14 protein-coding genes are annotated in these 13,807 nt (G+C 35.3%); 11 read left to right on the top strand and 3 right to left on the bottom strand.

Features of this window, described 5'->3' with window-relative positions; all coding sequences use genetic code 11:
* Genes C245_RS0108605 through C245_RS0108595 form a run of 3 tightly spaced genes read left to right on the top strand, consistent with a single transcriptional unit; the run spans position 1 to position 2,396 of the window.
* Complete coding sequence (locus C245_RS0108605; RefSeq protein WP_017496187.1) at positions 1 to 432, top strand: dCMP deaminase family protein; 432 nt, start codon at positions 1 to 3, stop codon at positions 430 to 432.
* Entirely contained in the window at positions 433 to 2,010 is a 1,578-nt protein-coding gene (locus C245_RS0108600; RefSeq protein WP_017496186.1) for a S41 family peptidase, read from the top strand.
* 17 nt (positions 2,011 to 2,027) lie between these two features.
* Positions 2,028 to 2,396: a nuclear transport factor 2 family protein gene (locus C245_RS0108595; RefSeq protein WP_017496185.1), complete on the top strand. Its 369-nt coding sequence runs from the start codon at positions 2,028 to 2,030 to the stop codon at positions 2,394 to 2,396.
* Between the two features lie 61 nt (positions 2,397 to 2,457).
* Here the strand turns inward: C245_RS0108595 and C245_RS0108590 are convergent, their stop codons facing one another.
* The 3 genes from C245_RS0108590 to C245_RS0108580 all read right to left on the bottom strand — a co-directional run bounded on the left by C245_RS0108590 (position 2,458) and on the right by C245_RS0108580 (position 3,954).
* Positions 2,458 to 3,063 (bottom strand): FAD-dependent oxidoreductase, encoded by a 606-nt coding sequence (locus tag C245_RS0108590; protein WP_026109955.1) that lies wholly within the window; start codon positions 3,061 to 3,063, stop codon positions 2,458 to 2,460.
* 4 nt (positions 3,064 to 3,067) lie between these two features.
* Positions 3,068 to 3,268, bottom strand: a complete 201-nt coding sequence (locus C245_RS0108585) for a hypothetical protein (RefSeq protein ID WP_017496183.1) — start codon at positions 3,266 to 3,268, stop codon at positions 3,068 to 3,070.
* Between the two features lie 107 nt (positions 3,269 to 3,375).
* Positions 3,376 to 3,954 carry a MarC family protein gene (locus tag C245_RS0108580; RefSeq protein ID WP_017496182.1) on the bottom strand — a complete coding sequence of 193 codons (579 nt, stop codon included), beginning with the start codon at positions 3,952 to 3,954 and terminating at the stop codon, positions 3,376 to 3,378.
* Positions 3,955 to 4,271: 317 nt separating this feature from the next.
* Between C245_RS0108580 and C245_RS0108575 the strand changes: the two genes are divergently transcribed.
* The 8 genes from C245_RS0108575 to C245_RS0108540 all read left to right on the top strand — a co-directional run bounded on the left by C245_RS0108575 (position 4,272) and on the right by C245_RS0108540 (position 13,777).
* Entirely contained in the window at positions 4,272 to 4,841 is a 570-nt protein-coding gene (locus C245_RS0108575) for a DUF3109 family protein (RefSeq protein WP_017496181.1), read from the top strand.
* Between the two features lie 335 nt (positions 4,842 to 5,176).
* Positions 5,177 to 6,154 carry a ribonucleotide-diphosphate reductase subunit beta gene (locus C245_RS0108570; protein WP_017496180.1) on the top strand — a complete coding sequence of 326 codons (978 nt, stop codon included), beginning with the start codon at positions 5,177 to 5,179 and terminating at the stop codon, positions 6,152 to 6,154.
* Positions 6,155 to 6,406: 252 nt separating this feature from the next.
* Positions 6,407 to 8,800 carry a ribonucleoside-diphosphate reductase subunit alpha gene (locus C245_RS0108565; protein ID WP_017496179.1) on the top strand — a complete coding sequence of 798 codons (2,394 nt, stop codon included), beginning with the start codon at positions 6,407 to 6,409 and terminating at the stop codon, positions 8,798 to 8,800.
* Positions 8,801 to 9,200: 400 nt separating this feature from the next.
* Positions 9,201 to 10,598, top strand: coding sequence for a DUF1800 domain-containing protein (locus C245_RS0108560; RefSeq protein ID WP_017496178.1), 1,398 nt, complete (start codon positions 9,201 to 9,203; stop codon positions 10,596 to 10,598).
* Between the two features lie 11 nt (positions 10,599 to 10,609).
* Positions 10,610 to 11,776, top strand: coding sequence for a DUF1501 domain-containing protein (locus C245_RS0108555; protein WP_017496177.1), 1,167 nt, complete (start codon positions 10,610 to 10,612; stop codon positions 11,774 to 11,776).
* 162 nt (positions 11,777 to 11,938) lie between these two features.
* Positions 11,939 to 12,145 (top strand): addiction module protein, encoded by a 207-nt coding sequence (locus C245_RS0108550; protein WP_017496176.1) that lies wholly within the window; start codon positions 11,939 to 11,941, stop codon positions 12,143 to 12,145.
* Positions 12,146 to 12,445, top strand: a complete 300-nt coding sequence (locus C245_RS0108545; protein WP_017496175.1) for a type II toxin-antitoxin system RelE/ParE family toxin — start codon at positions 12,146 to 12,148, stop codon at positions 12,443 to 12,445.
* Between the two features lie 492 nt (positions 12,446 to 12,937).
* Positions 12,938 to 13,777, top strand: coding sequence for a prephenate dehydratase (locus tag C245_RS0108540; protein ID WP_017496174.1), 840 nt, complete (start codon positions 12,938 to 12,940; stop codon positions 13,775 to 13,777).
* Positions 13,778 to 13,807: the final 30 nt, after the last annotated feature.

The following is a 13,807-nucleotide window of genomic DNA, read 5'->3' as shown; positions in this document are numbered from 1 at the left end:
ATGAAGAAAAAAAAATTAAATAAATACGATAAAGCCTATCTGAGGATTGCCAAAGAGTGGAGTTTGTTGTCGTATTGCAAACGAAAGCAGGTAGGTGCTATTATTGTAAAAGACCGGATGATTATTTCGGATGGATACAATGGTACCCCGTCTGGTTTTGAAAATTGCTGTGAAGATGAGGAAGGATTAACCCGTTGGGACGTTCTTCATGCCGAGGCAAACGCCATTTTGAAAGTAGCAAGATCAACGCAATCCTGTGAAGGAGCGACCTTGTATATTACACTTTCGCCTTGCAAAGAATGCAGTAAATTAATACATCAGTCGGGTATAAAAAGAGTGGTGTATCATGACGGATATCGTGACGATTCCGGAATTCAGTTTTTAATAAAAGCAGGTGTCGAAGTCGAACATATTCCTGTTTTAGAAGAGTAGATGAAATTTAATTCAAAATATTTACCACTTGTTATCGGAGCAACCTTAGCTCTGGGTATCGTTCTCGGAAGCCTGATGAATGCTCCCGCAGATGATCAGCTTTTGGCTAAAAATTACTCAAAAACCAAACTGAACAAGCTGATCGATTTTATCAATAATGAATATGTTGACAGTATCAACACCGATTCAATTGTAAATCTTACGGTCGACAATATCCTATCAAAATTAGATCCGCATTCTGTTTATATTCCCCCAACAGAACAGGCCGAAGTAGCTGAAAGCATGAAAGGGGATTTTGTAGGGATTGGGATTAATTTTTACATGTACAAAGATTCTGTTGCCATTATAAAACCAATTGAAAATGGGCCTTCGGCAAAAGCCGGAATAAAGTCGGGTGACCGTATTCTATTTGCCGGAAAAACCAAACTGTTCGGACGCAGATTGTCTTCAGATATTTTGTTTTCTAAGTTAAAAGGATTAAAAGGATCTGAGATTGAACTGACTGTTTTTAGAAGATCAGAACAAAAGAAACTTAAGTTTAAAGTAAAAAGAGATATTATTCCGATCAAAAGCGTTGATGCTTCATTGCTGTTGGGGAATAATGCCGGATATATCAAAATCAATCGTTTTGCCGAAACTACCTTTAATGAGTTTAAGAGTGGTCTGGATCGATTGAAGCAAAAAGGAATCGAGTCGCTGGTGATTGACCTTCGTGACAATGGCGGTGGTTATATGGAAGAAGCTATTGCAATTGCAGATGAATTTTTAAAAGACAAACAGCTCATCGTTTTTACTAAAAATAAAAACGGTACAACCGAGAAGACTTATGCAACCAAAGCAGGCAGTTTTGAAACCGGTAAAGTGTATGTGCTGATTAATGAAAACAGTGCATCGGCCAGTGAAATTCTGGCGGGAGCATTGCAGGATAACGACCGTGGGACCATTGTAGGCCGACGTTCTTTTGGAAAAGGTTTGGTGCAGCGTGAAATGGATTTCAACGACGGATCGGCAGTGAGGCTGACCGTGGCTCGTTATTACACCCCAACCGGAAGATCGATTCAGAAGCCTTATAAAAAAGGAAATGAAGACTATTTTAAGGAATCTGAAGCCCGTATAAAATCAGGCGAACTTTATGCAAAAGACAGTATAAAAGTGGCCGATTCTTTAAAGTTTAAAACGCCAAAAGGTAAAATTGTGTATGGCGGTGGCGGAATTGTTCCTGATGTTTTCGTGCCGATGGAGGCCGAGCATGGGAATGAAAATGTTGCCTACCTGATGCAAACCGGAATTGTGGGGCATTTCGTTTTTGAAGAATTGGATAAAAACAGAGGTGTATTTGCCGGACTTCATTTTAATGAGTTTTTGGCAAAGATGAAGGGTTCTGATCTGTATTTTAAAAAGTTCAAAACCTATGTGCTGTCAGCTGGTTTAGATTTGAAATTTGACAAAACCAAAGCGTTGGTAAATCGATATATCACTGCTGAGTTTGCCAGACAATTGTATGGCGAATTGTATTACTACGATGTTATTTTAAAAGAAGATGCCATGATCAAGGCTGTTTTGAAACCAAACAAGTAATCCCTAATCTTCATCAGATGAAAATAGAAACTATTGTAAATGCTGAGATTGAACTATTAACGGCCATGAAAAGTGCAGATATTCCAACTTTGGAAAAGATGCTGCATGACGATTTACTTTTTAATTTACCGGACGGACAAACCATTACGAAAGAGTTTGATTTAAATTCGTATCGTTCAGGTAAGATGCAAATAGATGCATTAGAAGCTTCAGATCAGACTGTAAACGTAATTGATGACTCGACGGCTGTAGTTGCAGTAACGATTTTATTAAAAGGAAGCTTTAATCATAATCCCTTTAACGGAACTTTCAGATATATCAGGGTTTGGAAACAGTTTGATGAAAATCTGAAAGTAATTGCCGGAAGCTGTATTCAATTGCAGTAAAAAAACGATCTAAGCTGGATTTTGTTAATCTGCGGTGTTTTTGTGCTAATTTTTCAGGGTTTTATCGAATACTGTCGTGTGCATGAGTTTGCACGCCGTTGTTCCATAAAGTTAAGATGTCTGTCGCTACAGCGGCGCCGCTTCCGGCTGCAATCGCTAATTGACTTCTCCATCCTGCCAAAGTTCCAATAACATAAATACCGTCGGCAACCTTGTGGTCGTCATTTTTAAGTTGGATTCGCTGTTTTTCTGGAAGTGCTTTTTTGTGTGGCTCGATATAGTGCATCAAGCCTTCTATGTCAAAAGTATTCGCTGAACCAATACCGATTACGATACTTTTTGTTTTATAAGAGTTTTTGTTGGTAGTTACAATGAAGTCCGGGTATGAACCCTCAACTTTAACTACCTTTTCGTTTTCTATCTGAGTGATATGCGGATAAGTTTTGGCTAAATCCTGAGTACTTTCTACTAACAAATCAGATCCCAGTTTGCCGGGTGTAATGCCGTAAGCATTGTAAAAAATGGCTTCCTGTAGAGAAGAGTTTTTTTGATGTGTAAAAATTCCGATTTTTTTGTCGGTTACAAAAGCTTTGTTTTTGGCTGATCCCAATACAAGAGCACAGGACATGCCTGAAACACCTCCGCCAATAATTAAAACATCAAACATAAGATTATCGTCCGTTTGTTTTTTCTTCAATTCTTTTAGAGATTCTAAAAATCAAAAGAATTAAAACGGCGCAGAATGAAGCAGCGATTCCAATAAAAGCAACTACACTGTCTCCCTGAAAAGGATTTTTGAAGTCCAGTAGCGTAATATTAAAAACGATTAATGCCAAAGCCAAAAGCACTAAAATTGAAGTAAAAATTTTCATAATGGTTGTTTGTTTGTCTAAAATAATAAAGTAGAACCGTCAGATGTGAAAAGTATCTTAAAGTTATATTTTAGAAATTTTATGGGGTAAATTTATAAAAATAAATGTTAGACAAACAAACCTTTAACATTAGCAGCAAATAATTTAACAGCAATTGCTAAAAGGATTACTCCAAATGTCTTGCGAACTACACCAAGTCCGTTTTCTCCTAATAAATTTTCTATTTTTTTAGAAGATTTCAAAACAACGTAAACCAGAATAATATTTAGTAAAATGGCAATAATAATGTTAATAGTGTGAAACTGAGAACGTAATGATAATAAAGTAGTCATCGTACCGGCGCCTGCAATTAAAGGAAAGGCCAAAGGAACAATCGAGGCTGATCCCGGTTCTTCATCACGATAAATTCGGATTCCTAAAATCATTTCCAAAGCCAGAAAGAACAATACAAAGGAACCCGCAACAGCAAAAGAATGTACGTCAATTCCAATAAGATGCAGAAAACCTTCTCCGACAAAAAGAAAAGTAATCATAATCAGACCGGCTACAATTGAAGCTTTCTCTGATTCTATATGGCCAACTTTCGCTCTTAAATTTAGTATAATCGGAATTGATCCTACAATATCGATTACGGCAAAAAGTACCATTCCAACGGTGATAATTTCCTTAAAATCAATTTCTAACATAATTTTTTTATTTACTGTTTAGAGATGTGCAAAAGTAGATAATAAAGTTAATGCTTTTTTGTGATATAGTGAAAGGGCTGTATTTTTGTTATAAAAACACGTGTTACTGCTTAAAAAAGTGATTTTTATAACAATTGCCAAATTGTTTTGCATATTTGCAAGGCGTTTGCTGAAAAATGTTGCGACGGTTTTTTATTCGGGACTGGCATAAAGTGTTTGACATGAGGATCTGTTGGGTAAGTATGAGAAAAGAATAGGCAGAATATCTGCTTTCTTTGCGTATCTTTGCACTTTATAAATTACAGTATTTCAATATCATGTTTCAATTAGGGAAAACCATTATTTCAGAAGATATTCTTGAAAAAGAATTTGTGTGCAACTTGTCAGCTTGTAAAGGAGCTTGCTGTGTTGATGGAGATGCCGGTGCGCCTTTGAGTGAAGCTGAGACTAAAATTCTGGAAGAAATCTATCCTAAAGTAAAGCCTTTCCTGCGAAAAGAAGGGATTGCTGCCATCGAAGCTCAGGGAACCTGGGTAAAAGGAACGGATGGTGATCTTGAAACGACTCTGATTGATAATAAAGACTGTGCTTATGTTATTTTTGATGGCAAGACCGCGCTTTGCGGAATTGAGCAGGCGTACAATCAGGGAATCGTAGACTGGAAAAAACCTGTTTCCTGTCATTTGTATCCAATCCGGGTGAAAGACTTTACAGAGTTTGCTGCTGTAAACTATGACAAGTGGGACATTTGCGACGATGCCTGTTCGTTAGGTAAGGAGTTGGAAGTTCCGGTGTATAAATTTGTCAAAGAAGCATTAATTCGCCGTTTTGGACAGGACTGGTATTTGGAGCTTGAAAAAGTTGCAGAAGAACTCAAAAAATCGTAAAAAATCGGTAGCCATTACCATTGCTGGGAAGTGTTCGGATTTTGATTAAAAAACATTTAAGAAGTCAGGTGAAAACTTTTAAAAACATTTAAAATTTTCTTGCTTTTTGTTTCAAAAATTCTATATTTTACTTCCAAAAATGAGATGAAATTTAATATTAATTTGCTTGTTTTCAGTATTTTAGTTATTGTATGAAAAATATCTCATTTTCGGTGTGTTGTTAAAAACTACGCCCGATTGTGAATAAGTTTGACTTTTATTTTCGGCAACAAATGACAATCTTTGTAGTCTACTGAATGAGCTAAAATTTAGTATAAAAATTAAAGAAAAATTTCATGTTACAAGTCGAGCCAATATTACAAGAAAACAAAAATCGTTTCGTTATTTTCCCAATAAAACACCATGATATTTGGGAATGGTACAAAAAGATGGAGGCTAGTTTCTGGACTGCCGAAGAAATCGATTTGCACCAAGACTTGACTGACTGGAATAATAAATTAACTGACGACGAAAGATACTTTATCAAGCACATTTTAGCTTTTTTTGCAGCTTCTGACGGAATTGTAAATGAAAACCTTGCAGAGAACTTTGTAAATGAAGTTCAATATGCCGAAGCTAAATTTTTCTATGGCTTTCAAATTATGATGGAGAATATTCATAGTGAGACTTATTCTTTATTAATTGATACCTATGTGAAAGATGAAGCAGAGAAAGCGGAATTGTTTAATGCTTTAGAAGTTTTTCCTGCAATTGGTAAAAAAGCAGAATGGGCTTTAAAATGGATCGAATCAGATTCGTTTGCTGAAAGACTAATTGCTTTTGCAGCAGTAGAGGGGATCTTTTTCTCAGGTGCTTTCTGTTCAATTTATTGGTTGAAAAAACGTGGTTTAATGCCAGGTTTAACTTTTTCGAATGAATTGATTTCGCGTGACGAAGGTGTACACTGTGATTTTGCAGTGCACTTACACAATCATCACCTGGTTAATAAAGTGCCAAAAGACAGAATTAAAGAAATCATCGTTGATGCTTTAAATATCGAAAGAGAGTTTGTAACAGAATCTCTTCCGGTAAGTTTAATAGGAATGAATGCTACTTTAATGACGCAATATCTAGAATTTGTTGCGGATAGATTATTAGTAGAATTAGGTTGTGAGCGTGTGTATGGATCAGCGAATCCGTTTGATTTCATGGACATGATCTCTCTTCAGGGAAAAACTAATTTCTTTGAAAAACGTGTTGCGGAGTATCAAAAATCAGGTGTGATGAACACAGATAGTGATGCTCAGAAAATTTCATTTGATGCAGATTTTTAGACAACAGCAATAAATTTAGTGTATACCAAAACACTAAAAAAATAAATCATTTTATAAGATTGAATCTTCATCCCAAATCGTTGATTCAAGTACAATTTTTAATGCCTTTCAGTTTGTTTTTCAAACTGGAAACAGACAACTATTGAGAATCCTGCAATTCTCAAAAAATAATTTAAAAACACACAATGTTTAAGCCTTGGAAATCGTTATTCCCGAGACTTTCATTTTTTCAATAACTAAAAAAGTAAGCTTATGTATGTAGTAAAAAGAGATGGCCATAAAGAGCCGGTAATGTTTGATAAGATTACAGAAAGAATCAAAAAATTGTGTTATGGTTTAAATGAACTTGTAGATCCTGTTAAGGTGGCGATGAGGGTTATTGAAGGATTGTACGATGGGGTTTCGACTTCTGAGTTGGATAATCTTGCGGCAGAAACGGCGGCTTCTATGACGATTGCGCACCCTGATTATGCACAATTGGCGGCACGTGTGGCAATTTCAAATCTACATTCCAATACCAAGAAATCGTTCTCAGAAACGATGAAGGATATGTACAATTATGTAAATCCAAGAAACGGACAAGATGCTCCGTTACTTTCGGATGAAGTATTTAAAGTAATTCAGGAAAACTCTGCTTTCTTAGATTCTCATATCATTTACACAAGAGATTTTAATTACGATTACTTTGGTTTTAAAACCTTAGAGCGTTCTTATCTGTTAAAAATAAACGGTAAAATCGTCGAAAGACCACAGCACATGTTAATGCGTGTTTCGGTTGGTATTCACCTTGACGATTTAAAAGCAGTAATTGAAACCTACGACTTAATGTCTAAAAAGTTCTTTACGCATGCAACGCCAACGTTGTTTAATGCCGGAACTCCAAAGCCACAAATGTCTTCTTGTTTTCTATTGGCCATGCAGGATGATAGTATTGATGGTATTTATGATACTTTAAAACAAACGGCTAAAATCTCGCAATCGGCGGGAGGAATCGGACTTTCTATTCATAACGTCCGTGCGACGGGATCATACATTCGTGGTACAAACGGAACTTCAAACGGAATTGTTCCGATGTTGAGAGTTTTCAATGATACTGCTCGTTATGTAGACCAAGGTGGCGGAAAACGTAAAGGAAGTTTTGCGATTTACATCGAAACCTGGCATGCTGATATCTTTGATTTCTTAGATTTAAAGAAAAACACAGGGAAAGAAGAAATGCGTGCGAGAGATTTATTCTTCGCGATGTGGACTTCAGATTTATTCATGAAACGTGTGCAGGAAGATACTACCTGGACTTTAATGTGTCCTAATGAGTGTCCTGGTTTGTACGATGTTTATGGAGAAGAATTTGAAGCATTGTATACCGATTATGAATTTAGAGGAAAAGGTAGAAAAACGATTCGTGCACGTGAATTATGGGAGAAAATCCTGGAATCACAAATCGAAACAGGAACACCGTATATGTTGTATAAAGATGCAGCAAACCGTAAATCAAATCACAAGAATTTAGGAACCATTCGTTCGTCTAACTTGTGTACTGAGATTATGGAGTACACTTCTAAAGATGAAATTGCAGTTTGTAACCTGGCTTCTATTTCATTACCAATGTTTATTGATAACGGAAAATTCGATCACGAAGCGCTTTACAATGTTACGAAACGTGTAACACGTAACCTGAACAAGGTAATCGACAGAAACTATTACCCGGTTAAAGAAGCTGAAAATTCTAACCTTCGTCACCGTCCGGTGGGATTAGGAGTGCAAGGTTTAGCAGATGCTTTTATCATGTTGCGTATGCCATTTACAAGTGATCAGGCTAAAGCATTAAACCAGGAAATTTTCGAAACTTTATACTTTGCAGCTGTAACCGCTTCTATGGAAATGGCAAAAGAAGAAGGACCATATTCAACTTTCGCAGGTTCTCCAATGTCACAGGGAGAATTCCAATACAATATGTGGGGATTGAAAGACGAAGAATTATCAGGTCGTTGGGACTGGGCTTCCTTAAGAAAAGAAGTAATGGAGCACGGAGTTCGTAACTCATTATTAGTTGCGCCAATGCCAACAGCTTCGACTTCGCAAATTTTAGGGAACAATGAAGCTTTCGAACCGTATACCTCAAACATTTATACACGTCGTGTATTGTCTGGAGAATTCATCGTAGTAAACAAACATTTACTTCATGATTTAGTAGACAGAGGTTTGTGGAACGAAGATTTGAAACAGGAAATTATGCGTCATAACGGATCTGTTCAAAACATTGATATTATTCCACAAGATTTAAAAGATCTTTATAAAACAGTTTGGGAAATGTCGATGAAAGATATTATCGATATGTCACGTCAAAGAGGATATTTTATTGATCAGTCTCAGTCGTTAAACTTGTTCATGCAGGATGCTAACTATTCTAAACTAACGTCAATGCATTTCTATGCTTGGCAATCAGGTTTAAAAACAGGAATGTATTACCTAAGAACAAAATCAGCAGTTGATGCGATTAAGTTTACGTTGAACAACGATAAAAAAGAAGAAACATCTCCAACTTTAGTTCCGGAAACTGAAGCAATCAGCGTTGAAGATTACAAAGCAATGTTGCTAAAAGCACAAGCTGGAGATCCTGAAGATTGTGAAATGTGTGGATCTTAATGATTTTTAGAAGAAAGAAAATAGAGTAAAGAAGATAGAGTAGAGATTATTTTTATTCTTAAGTTTATAGAAAGCAGTTATCGTAAGGGTAGCTGCTTTTTTTGTTGTCGTTTGTTTTTGTCAATGTAGAGGAACGAGGTGTTTTTGTCCACTGCTATTTTAATATTGTCCAGGGTTTCAACCGTTAAATACACTGCATTTTGTCATAGGTTTTTCAGACTTGAAACTATAACTTGTAATGTATATAAATGTTGTAAAGCGCGTAATATCCCATAAAAAAATCCGTTCTAATTATTACCAAAGATTTTAAAGCCTTAGCACCTTAGTAACTAAGCATCTCAGAACCTTCTCTTTAAACCTTTAAGAGAAAGTCAAGTCTTATTGTAATAATTTCTGAATTATGAAAAAAAGCAATCTTTGGTCATTGCGATTGGGTTTTTCTGGAAAAGAATCCGATGCGATTGAAAAATTAGGAATAGAAAAATTCCTGAAACAGTCTTATCAATCAAAATTTGATACCCAGCTTCCCGCTTTTCTGGAAGATGATCCCAAAACATTATTAGAACTCAAAGAACTTAAAGAGTCTATTAAAGTCGCAGATTCAGAGGAAAAAAAGAAAGCGCTGAAAAAAGAATTCTACTCTGCTGTGGAGTTGAGAAAATGGTGGATCGGAAAAATGCGTAATGACGAATTTCCATTACGGGAGAACATGGTTTGCTTTTGGCACAATCACTTTGTCTCTACTTCTCAAAAAGTAAAAGTCAATTACTGGATTTACCAGCACAATATGATTTTGCGGGAACATGCCTTTGGTAATTTTAAAGAGCTTACCAAGCAAATCATAAAATCGAATGCTATGGTGAAGTATCTGGATAATGTTGACAACAAAAAAGGGAAATACAACGAGAATCTCAGTCGTGAATTATTGGAACTGTTTACCATTGGAATTGGAAACTATACCGAAAGCGACATTAAGAACGGTGCAAGAGCTCTGGCCGGACTCAATTACGGCGACAACAGGGCTGCTTACAGAAGGTTTGCTGAAGATGATACAGACAAAACGTATTTTGGTAAAACCGGAAATTGGAAAGCAGATGATTTGGTCGATATTATTTTCGAACAGAAAAATATTCCATATCTCATTACCCGAAAAATTCTGGAATGGTTTATTTATGACAATCCGCCTGAAGATTTGGTCACTTACTATGGAGATTATTTTAGAAAGGTGAAATTTGAAATACAGCCTTTACTAACCAAAATTTTTACCGAAGAGTATAAGAAAGAGAATTCAGGAACCAAAATCAAAGATCCGTTAGTTTATATTTTGCAGCTTTTAGATGAACTGCATATCGACGATCTTGATGAGGGTATGATTTTGTTTTTTCTGAAGCAGCAAGGAATGGATTTGTACAATCAGGTTAATGTGAAAGGCTGGGAGGGAGGAAATTCCTGGCTGACTTCTCAGGTGTATCTGCAGCGCAACAACACAGCCGACTTACTTTGTTCTGGAAAAAGTATTACCCGAAAAACTTTGAACACAATGACTACTGAAACTGAAAAGCCAAAATCAGAATTTGAAAAAGTGGATGTAAAAATGGACTTTGACACCAATGGTACTAATAAAACGATCATCACAGAACTGTCAAACAGATTATTGTTTAAAGTAAATGATTCAATGCAAAAAGACATGGAGAATTTACTAAAATACGATTTCGATCCAAAAGAGGAACACGCCAATTTTGCCGTAATTCGGCTCTTCAATTATATTACAAAACTGCCCGAGTATCAATTAATTTAGAAGTTATTATCATGAACAGAAGGAATTTTCTAACGCTTACAGGAACTCTTACCGGCGGAATGTTGGTACTTCCTGATTTTTTACACGCATTTGGTTCGCAGAGTAGTTTAATTGTAGGGGAGCAATGTGTGGTGTTTGTTCAGTTAAATGGTGGGAATGATGGTCTGAATACTTTTATACCATACGACAATCCGCTGTATTACGATTATCGTACAAAAATCGCTTTGAATAAAGATGTTGTTATTGGTAAAAATAAAGGAATGGCATTTCATCCGGCACTGAAAGATCTGGCTCAGATACAGCAAAACGGAGATTTGACTGTAATTCAGAATGTAGGTTATCCCGAACCCGTCCGATCACACTTTAGAAGTCAGGAAATTTGGCAAACCGCAACAGATTCTAATAAGTATAGTAACGAAGGCTGGTTAGGACGTTATTTGGATTTACAATGCAATGGACATCAGGCTACAGCGGGAATAAATTTGGATTCGATCGATAATTTAGCTTTAAAAGGAAATGAGCCTAATTTTATAACCGTAAAAGACCCAAACCGATTTAAGGTAAAATCAGATAAAGAAGTAAATATAACCTTGTCTGATAATCCGCAATTGGATTTTGTTCGAAAAATTGCCAATTCGGTTACAGAAGGGTCAGATGAAATTCAGAAGGCATTGGCAAAATCAAAGTCGGAAATTAGTTATTCGAAAACAGAATTGTCTAAAAACCTGGAATGGATTGGCCGATTGATTAAAGGAAATCTAAATTCGAAAGTATATTATACCTCGTTGGGTGGATTTGATACTCATGACAATCAGCTGGCTTTGCACGAAAGAAAATTGGGGGAGCTTAATGACGCCTTGTATAGTTTTTATCAGGATTTGAAACAGGCAAAGCTGCTTCAGAATGTAACGGTCGTAGTTTTTTCTGAATTTGGAAGACGTGTTAGAGATAACGGAAACGGTACAGATCACGGAACTGCGGCGCCAATGTTTATAATTGGCGGAAACAACCGAGGAACAATTTTAGGTAAGAACCCTGATTTATCTAATTTGGATAACGGAGATTTGAAATATGAAATTGATTTCAGAAGTGTGTATGGCTCATTATTACAGCAAAAAATGAATTTCGATTACACTAAAATTGGAATTAAGAATGCACCAGTTTCGGGATTATTTTAGGATTGCTAGATAGCCACGAATTCACGAATTTTTTGTTTAAAAGCTGCAAGAGTTTGAAATCATTTGTGAATTCGTGGCAAATAAATAGTGTTCTTAATTTATTCTATTCAAGGCAATTTTTAATTAATTTTGTACTATTGATAATGTATTAATACTGAAAATATGGAAATTAAAAATCTATCTAAATATAGTAATGCCGAAAAAATTGTTTTGGCAGAGCAATTGTGGGACAGTGTTTCTAAAGATGATTTAGAAATTTCTGATGATGTTAAAAGAGAATTAGATATTCGGATACAAAATTTAGAAGAAGGAAAGTCAGAATTGTATTCTTGGGAAGAGGTTAAGGCCCATTTAAAATCTTTGAGATAATTGTATAAACTTCAATTTGTAAAGGAAGCATTATTTGATATTGAAGATATAGTTCTTTGGTATGAAGAACAGCGTATTGGGTTATCTTATGATTTTGAACTTTGTTTGGAAGCAGGAATTGATACCATTTTAAGGAATCCCGATGCTTTCCAAAAGAAATACAAAAATATAAAAATCCGATTTATTTCGAGATTTCCTTATGGGATCCATTATAGATTAGAAGAGTCAGAAATAATCGTACTTGGTGTCTTTCATACTTCTCGATCTCCAAAAAAATGGTCTAAAAGATTAGGGTTGTAATATTGACACTATTTAAACAGTTTCAAAAAGTGGGGATAATTCACTAATTTTTTCCTTTAAAAAAAATCACACAATTCGGAAAATTGAATTTCACGCCACAATTATTTTGCGTTAATTCGTGAATTCGTAGCGAAAAAACGTAGCACATTAGTACCTCAGAACTTTAGCATCTTCAAAAAACCAATTGTAAATATCTCATTTTAAGAGGATATTTTTATATTATCTTACAAAACATCATAAATTTGTTAAGAAATCCTTTTTTGTTTCATAAAAAGTATTATTTTTTTTGGTGCGGTAAAAATAATTTATACATTCGCAGAGTATTTATTGAAAAACACAAACAAAATGACTAATAACCGTTTTTATTTTAGCAACTCTTTTTATTTCTTCTTTAGTAGAAGTGAGGATTGTGCTATGGTTATTTGAGAAAATTAAAAGACAAATAAAACTAATATACAATCCTGATGCAAATCAGGATTTTTTTTTGAATATATGACAACGAAAATTGCGATACAAGGTATTAAAGGATCTTTTCACCATCAGGTAGTGAAGGAGTATTTCTCTGAAAACGTGGATATTGATGAGTGTTTATCTTTTGAAGAATTAATTGACAGTCTGCTTTCAGGAAAATCTGAGCAGGCAGTAATGGCTATTGAAAATTCGATTGCGGGGCCAATTATTCCGAATTATGCCTTGATTGATAAGAATAATATTCACATTATTGGAGAGCATTATTTGAATATTCACCAAAATTTAATGGCTTTAAAAGGTCAGAAAATTGAGGATATAAAAGAGGTTCATTCGCATCCGATGGCCTTATTGCAATGCATGGATTTTTTGAAACAATATCCAAATATTAAATTGGTTGAGGATAAAGATACGGCCGAAACAGCAAGAAGAATTCAGGAGAAACAATTGACCGGAATTGCAGCGATCGCAAGTAAAACGGCTTCAGAAATGTACAATTTAGAAATTATTGCTCCTGAAATCCAAACCATCAAAAACAATATGACCCGCTTTGTAATCATTAAAAAGGAGAATTCATTTTTGCCGGAAAATGAAATCAACAGAGCCTCAATTAAATTTGAACTGGATCATAAGAGAGGAAGTCTGGCAGCGGTTTTAAATGTAATGAGTGACTGCAAATTGAATTTGACGAAAATTCAGTCGCTTCCAAAAATTGAAACACCTTGGAAATATGCGTTTTTCGTAGATGTGACCTTTGAGAAATACGAGGATTTTGCAAAAGCCAAATCGTTATTAAATATTATGGCAGAGTACTTTAAAGTATTGGGAGAATACAAAAACACCAAACCTTTAAGTGGGTCTTAAAGTTGAAAATTATAAAGTCAAAAAAATAAT

The sequence above is a fragment of the Flavobacterium sp. WG21 genome, from assembly GCF_000335775.1.
GTDB lineage: Bacteria > Bacteroidota > Bacteroidia > Flavobacteriales > Flavobacteriaceae > Flavobacterium > Flavobacterium tructae.
This window is presented reverse-complemented; position numbering and strand designations above follow the sequence as displayed.

Excerpts from the sequence above, each read along its gene's own strand:
- C245_RS0108575 (WP_017496181.1), top strand. The coding sequence starts at position 4,272 with ATGTTTCAATTAGGGAAAACCATTATTTCAGAAGATATTCTTGAAAAA.
- C245_RS0108540 (WP_017496174.1), top strand. The coding sequence starts at position 12,938 with ATGACAACGAAAATTGCGATACAAGGTATTAAAGGATCTTTTCACCAT.
- C245_RS0108570 (WP_017496180.1), top strand. The coding sequence starts at position 5,177 with ATGTTACAAGTCGAGCCAATATTACAAGAAAACAAAAATCGTTTCGTT.
- C245_RS0108600 (WP_017496186.1), top strand. The coding sequence starts at position 433 with ATGAAATTTAATTCAAAATATTTACCACTTGTTATCGGAGCAACCTTA.
- C245_RS0108585 (WP_017496183.1), bottom strand. The coding sequence starts at position 3,268 with ATGAAAATTTTTACTTCAATTTTAGTGCTTTTGGCTTTGGCATTAATC.
- C245_RS0108555 (WP_017496177.1), top strand. The coding sequence starts at position 10,610 with ATGAACAGAAGGAATTTTCTAACGCTTACAGGAACTCTTACCGGCGGA.
- C245_RS0108560 (WP_017496178.1), top strand. The coding sequence starts at position 9,201 with ATGAAAAAAAGCAATCTTTGGTCATTGCGATTGGGTTTTTCTGGAAAA.
- C245_RS0108565 (WP_017496179.1), top strand. The coding sequence starts at position 6,407 with ATGTATGTAGTAAAAAGAGATGGCCATAAAGAGCCGGTAATGTTTGAT.
- C245_RS0108595 (WP_017496185.1), top strand. The coding sequence starts at position 2,028 with ATGAAAATAGAAACTATTGTAAATGCTGAGATTGAACTATTAACGGCC.
- C245_RS0108605 (WP_017496187.1), top strand. The coding sequence starts at position 1 with ATGAAGAAAAAAAAATTAAATAAATACGATAAAGCCTATCTGAGGATT.
- C245_RS0108580 (WP_017496182.1), bottom strand. The coding sequence starts at position 3,954 with ATGTTAGAAATTGATTTTAAGGAAATTATCACCGTTGGAATGGTACTT.
- C245_RS0108550 (WP_017496176.1), top strand. The coding sequence starts at position 11,939 with ATGGAAATTAAAAATCTATCTAAATATAGTAATGCCGAAAAAATTGTT.
- C245_RS0108590 (WP_026109955.1), bottom strand. The coding sequence starts at position 3,063 with ATGTTTGATGTTTTAATTATTGGCGGAGGTGTTTCAGGCATGTCCTGT.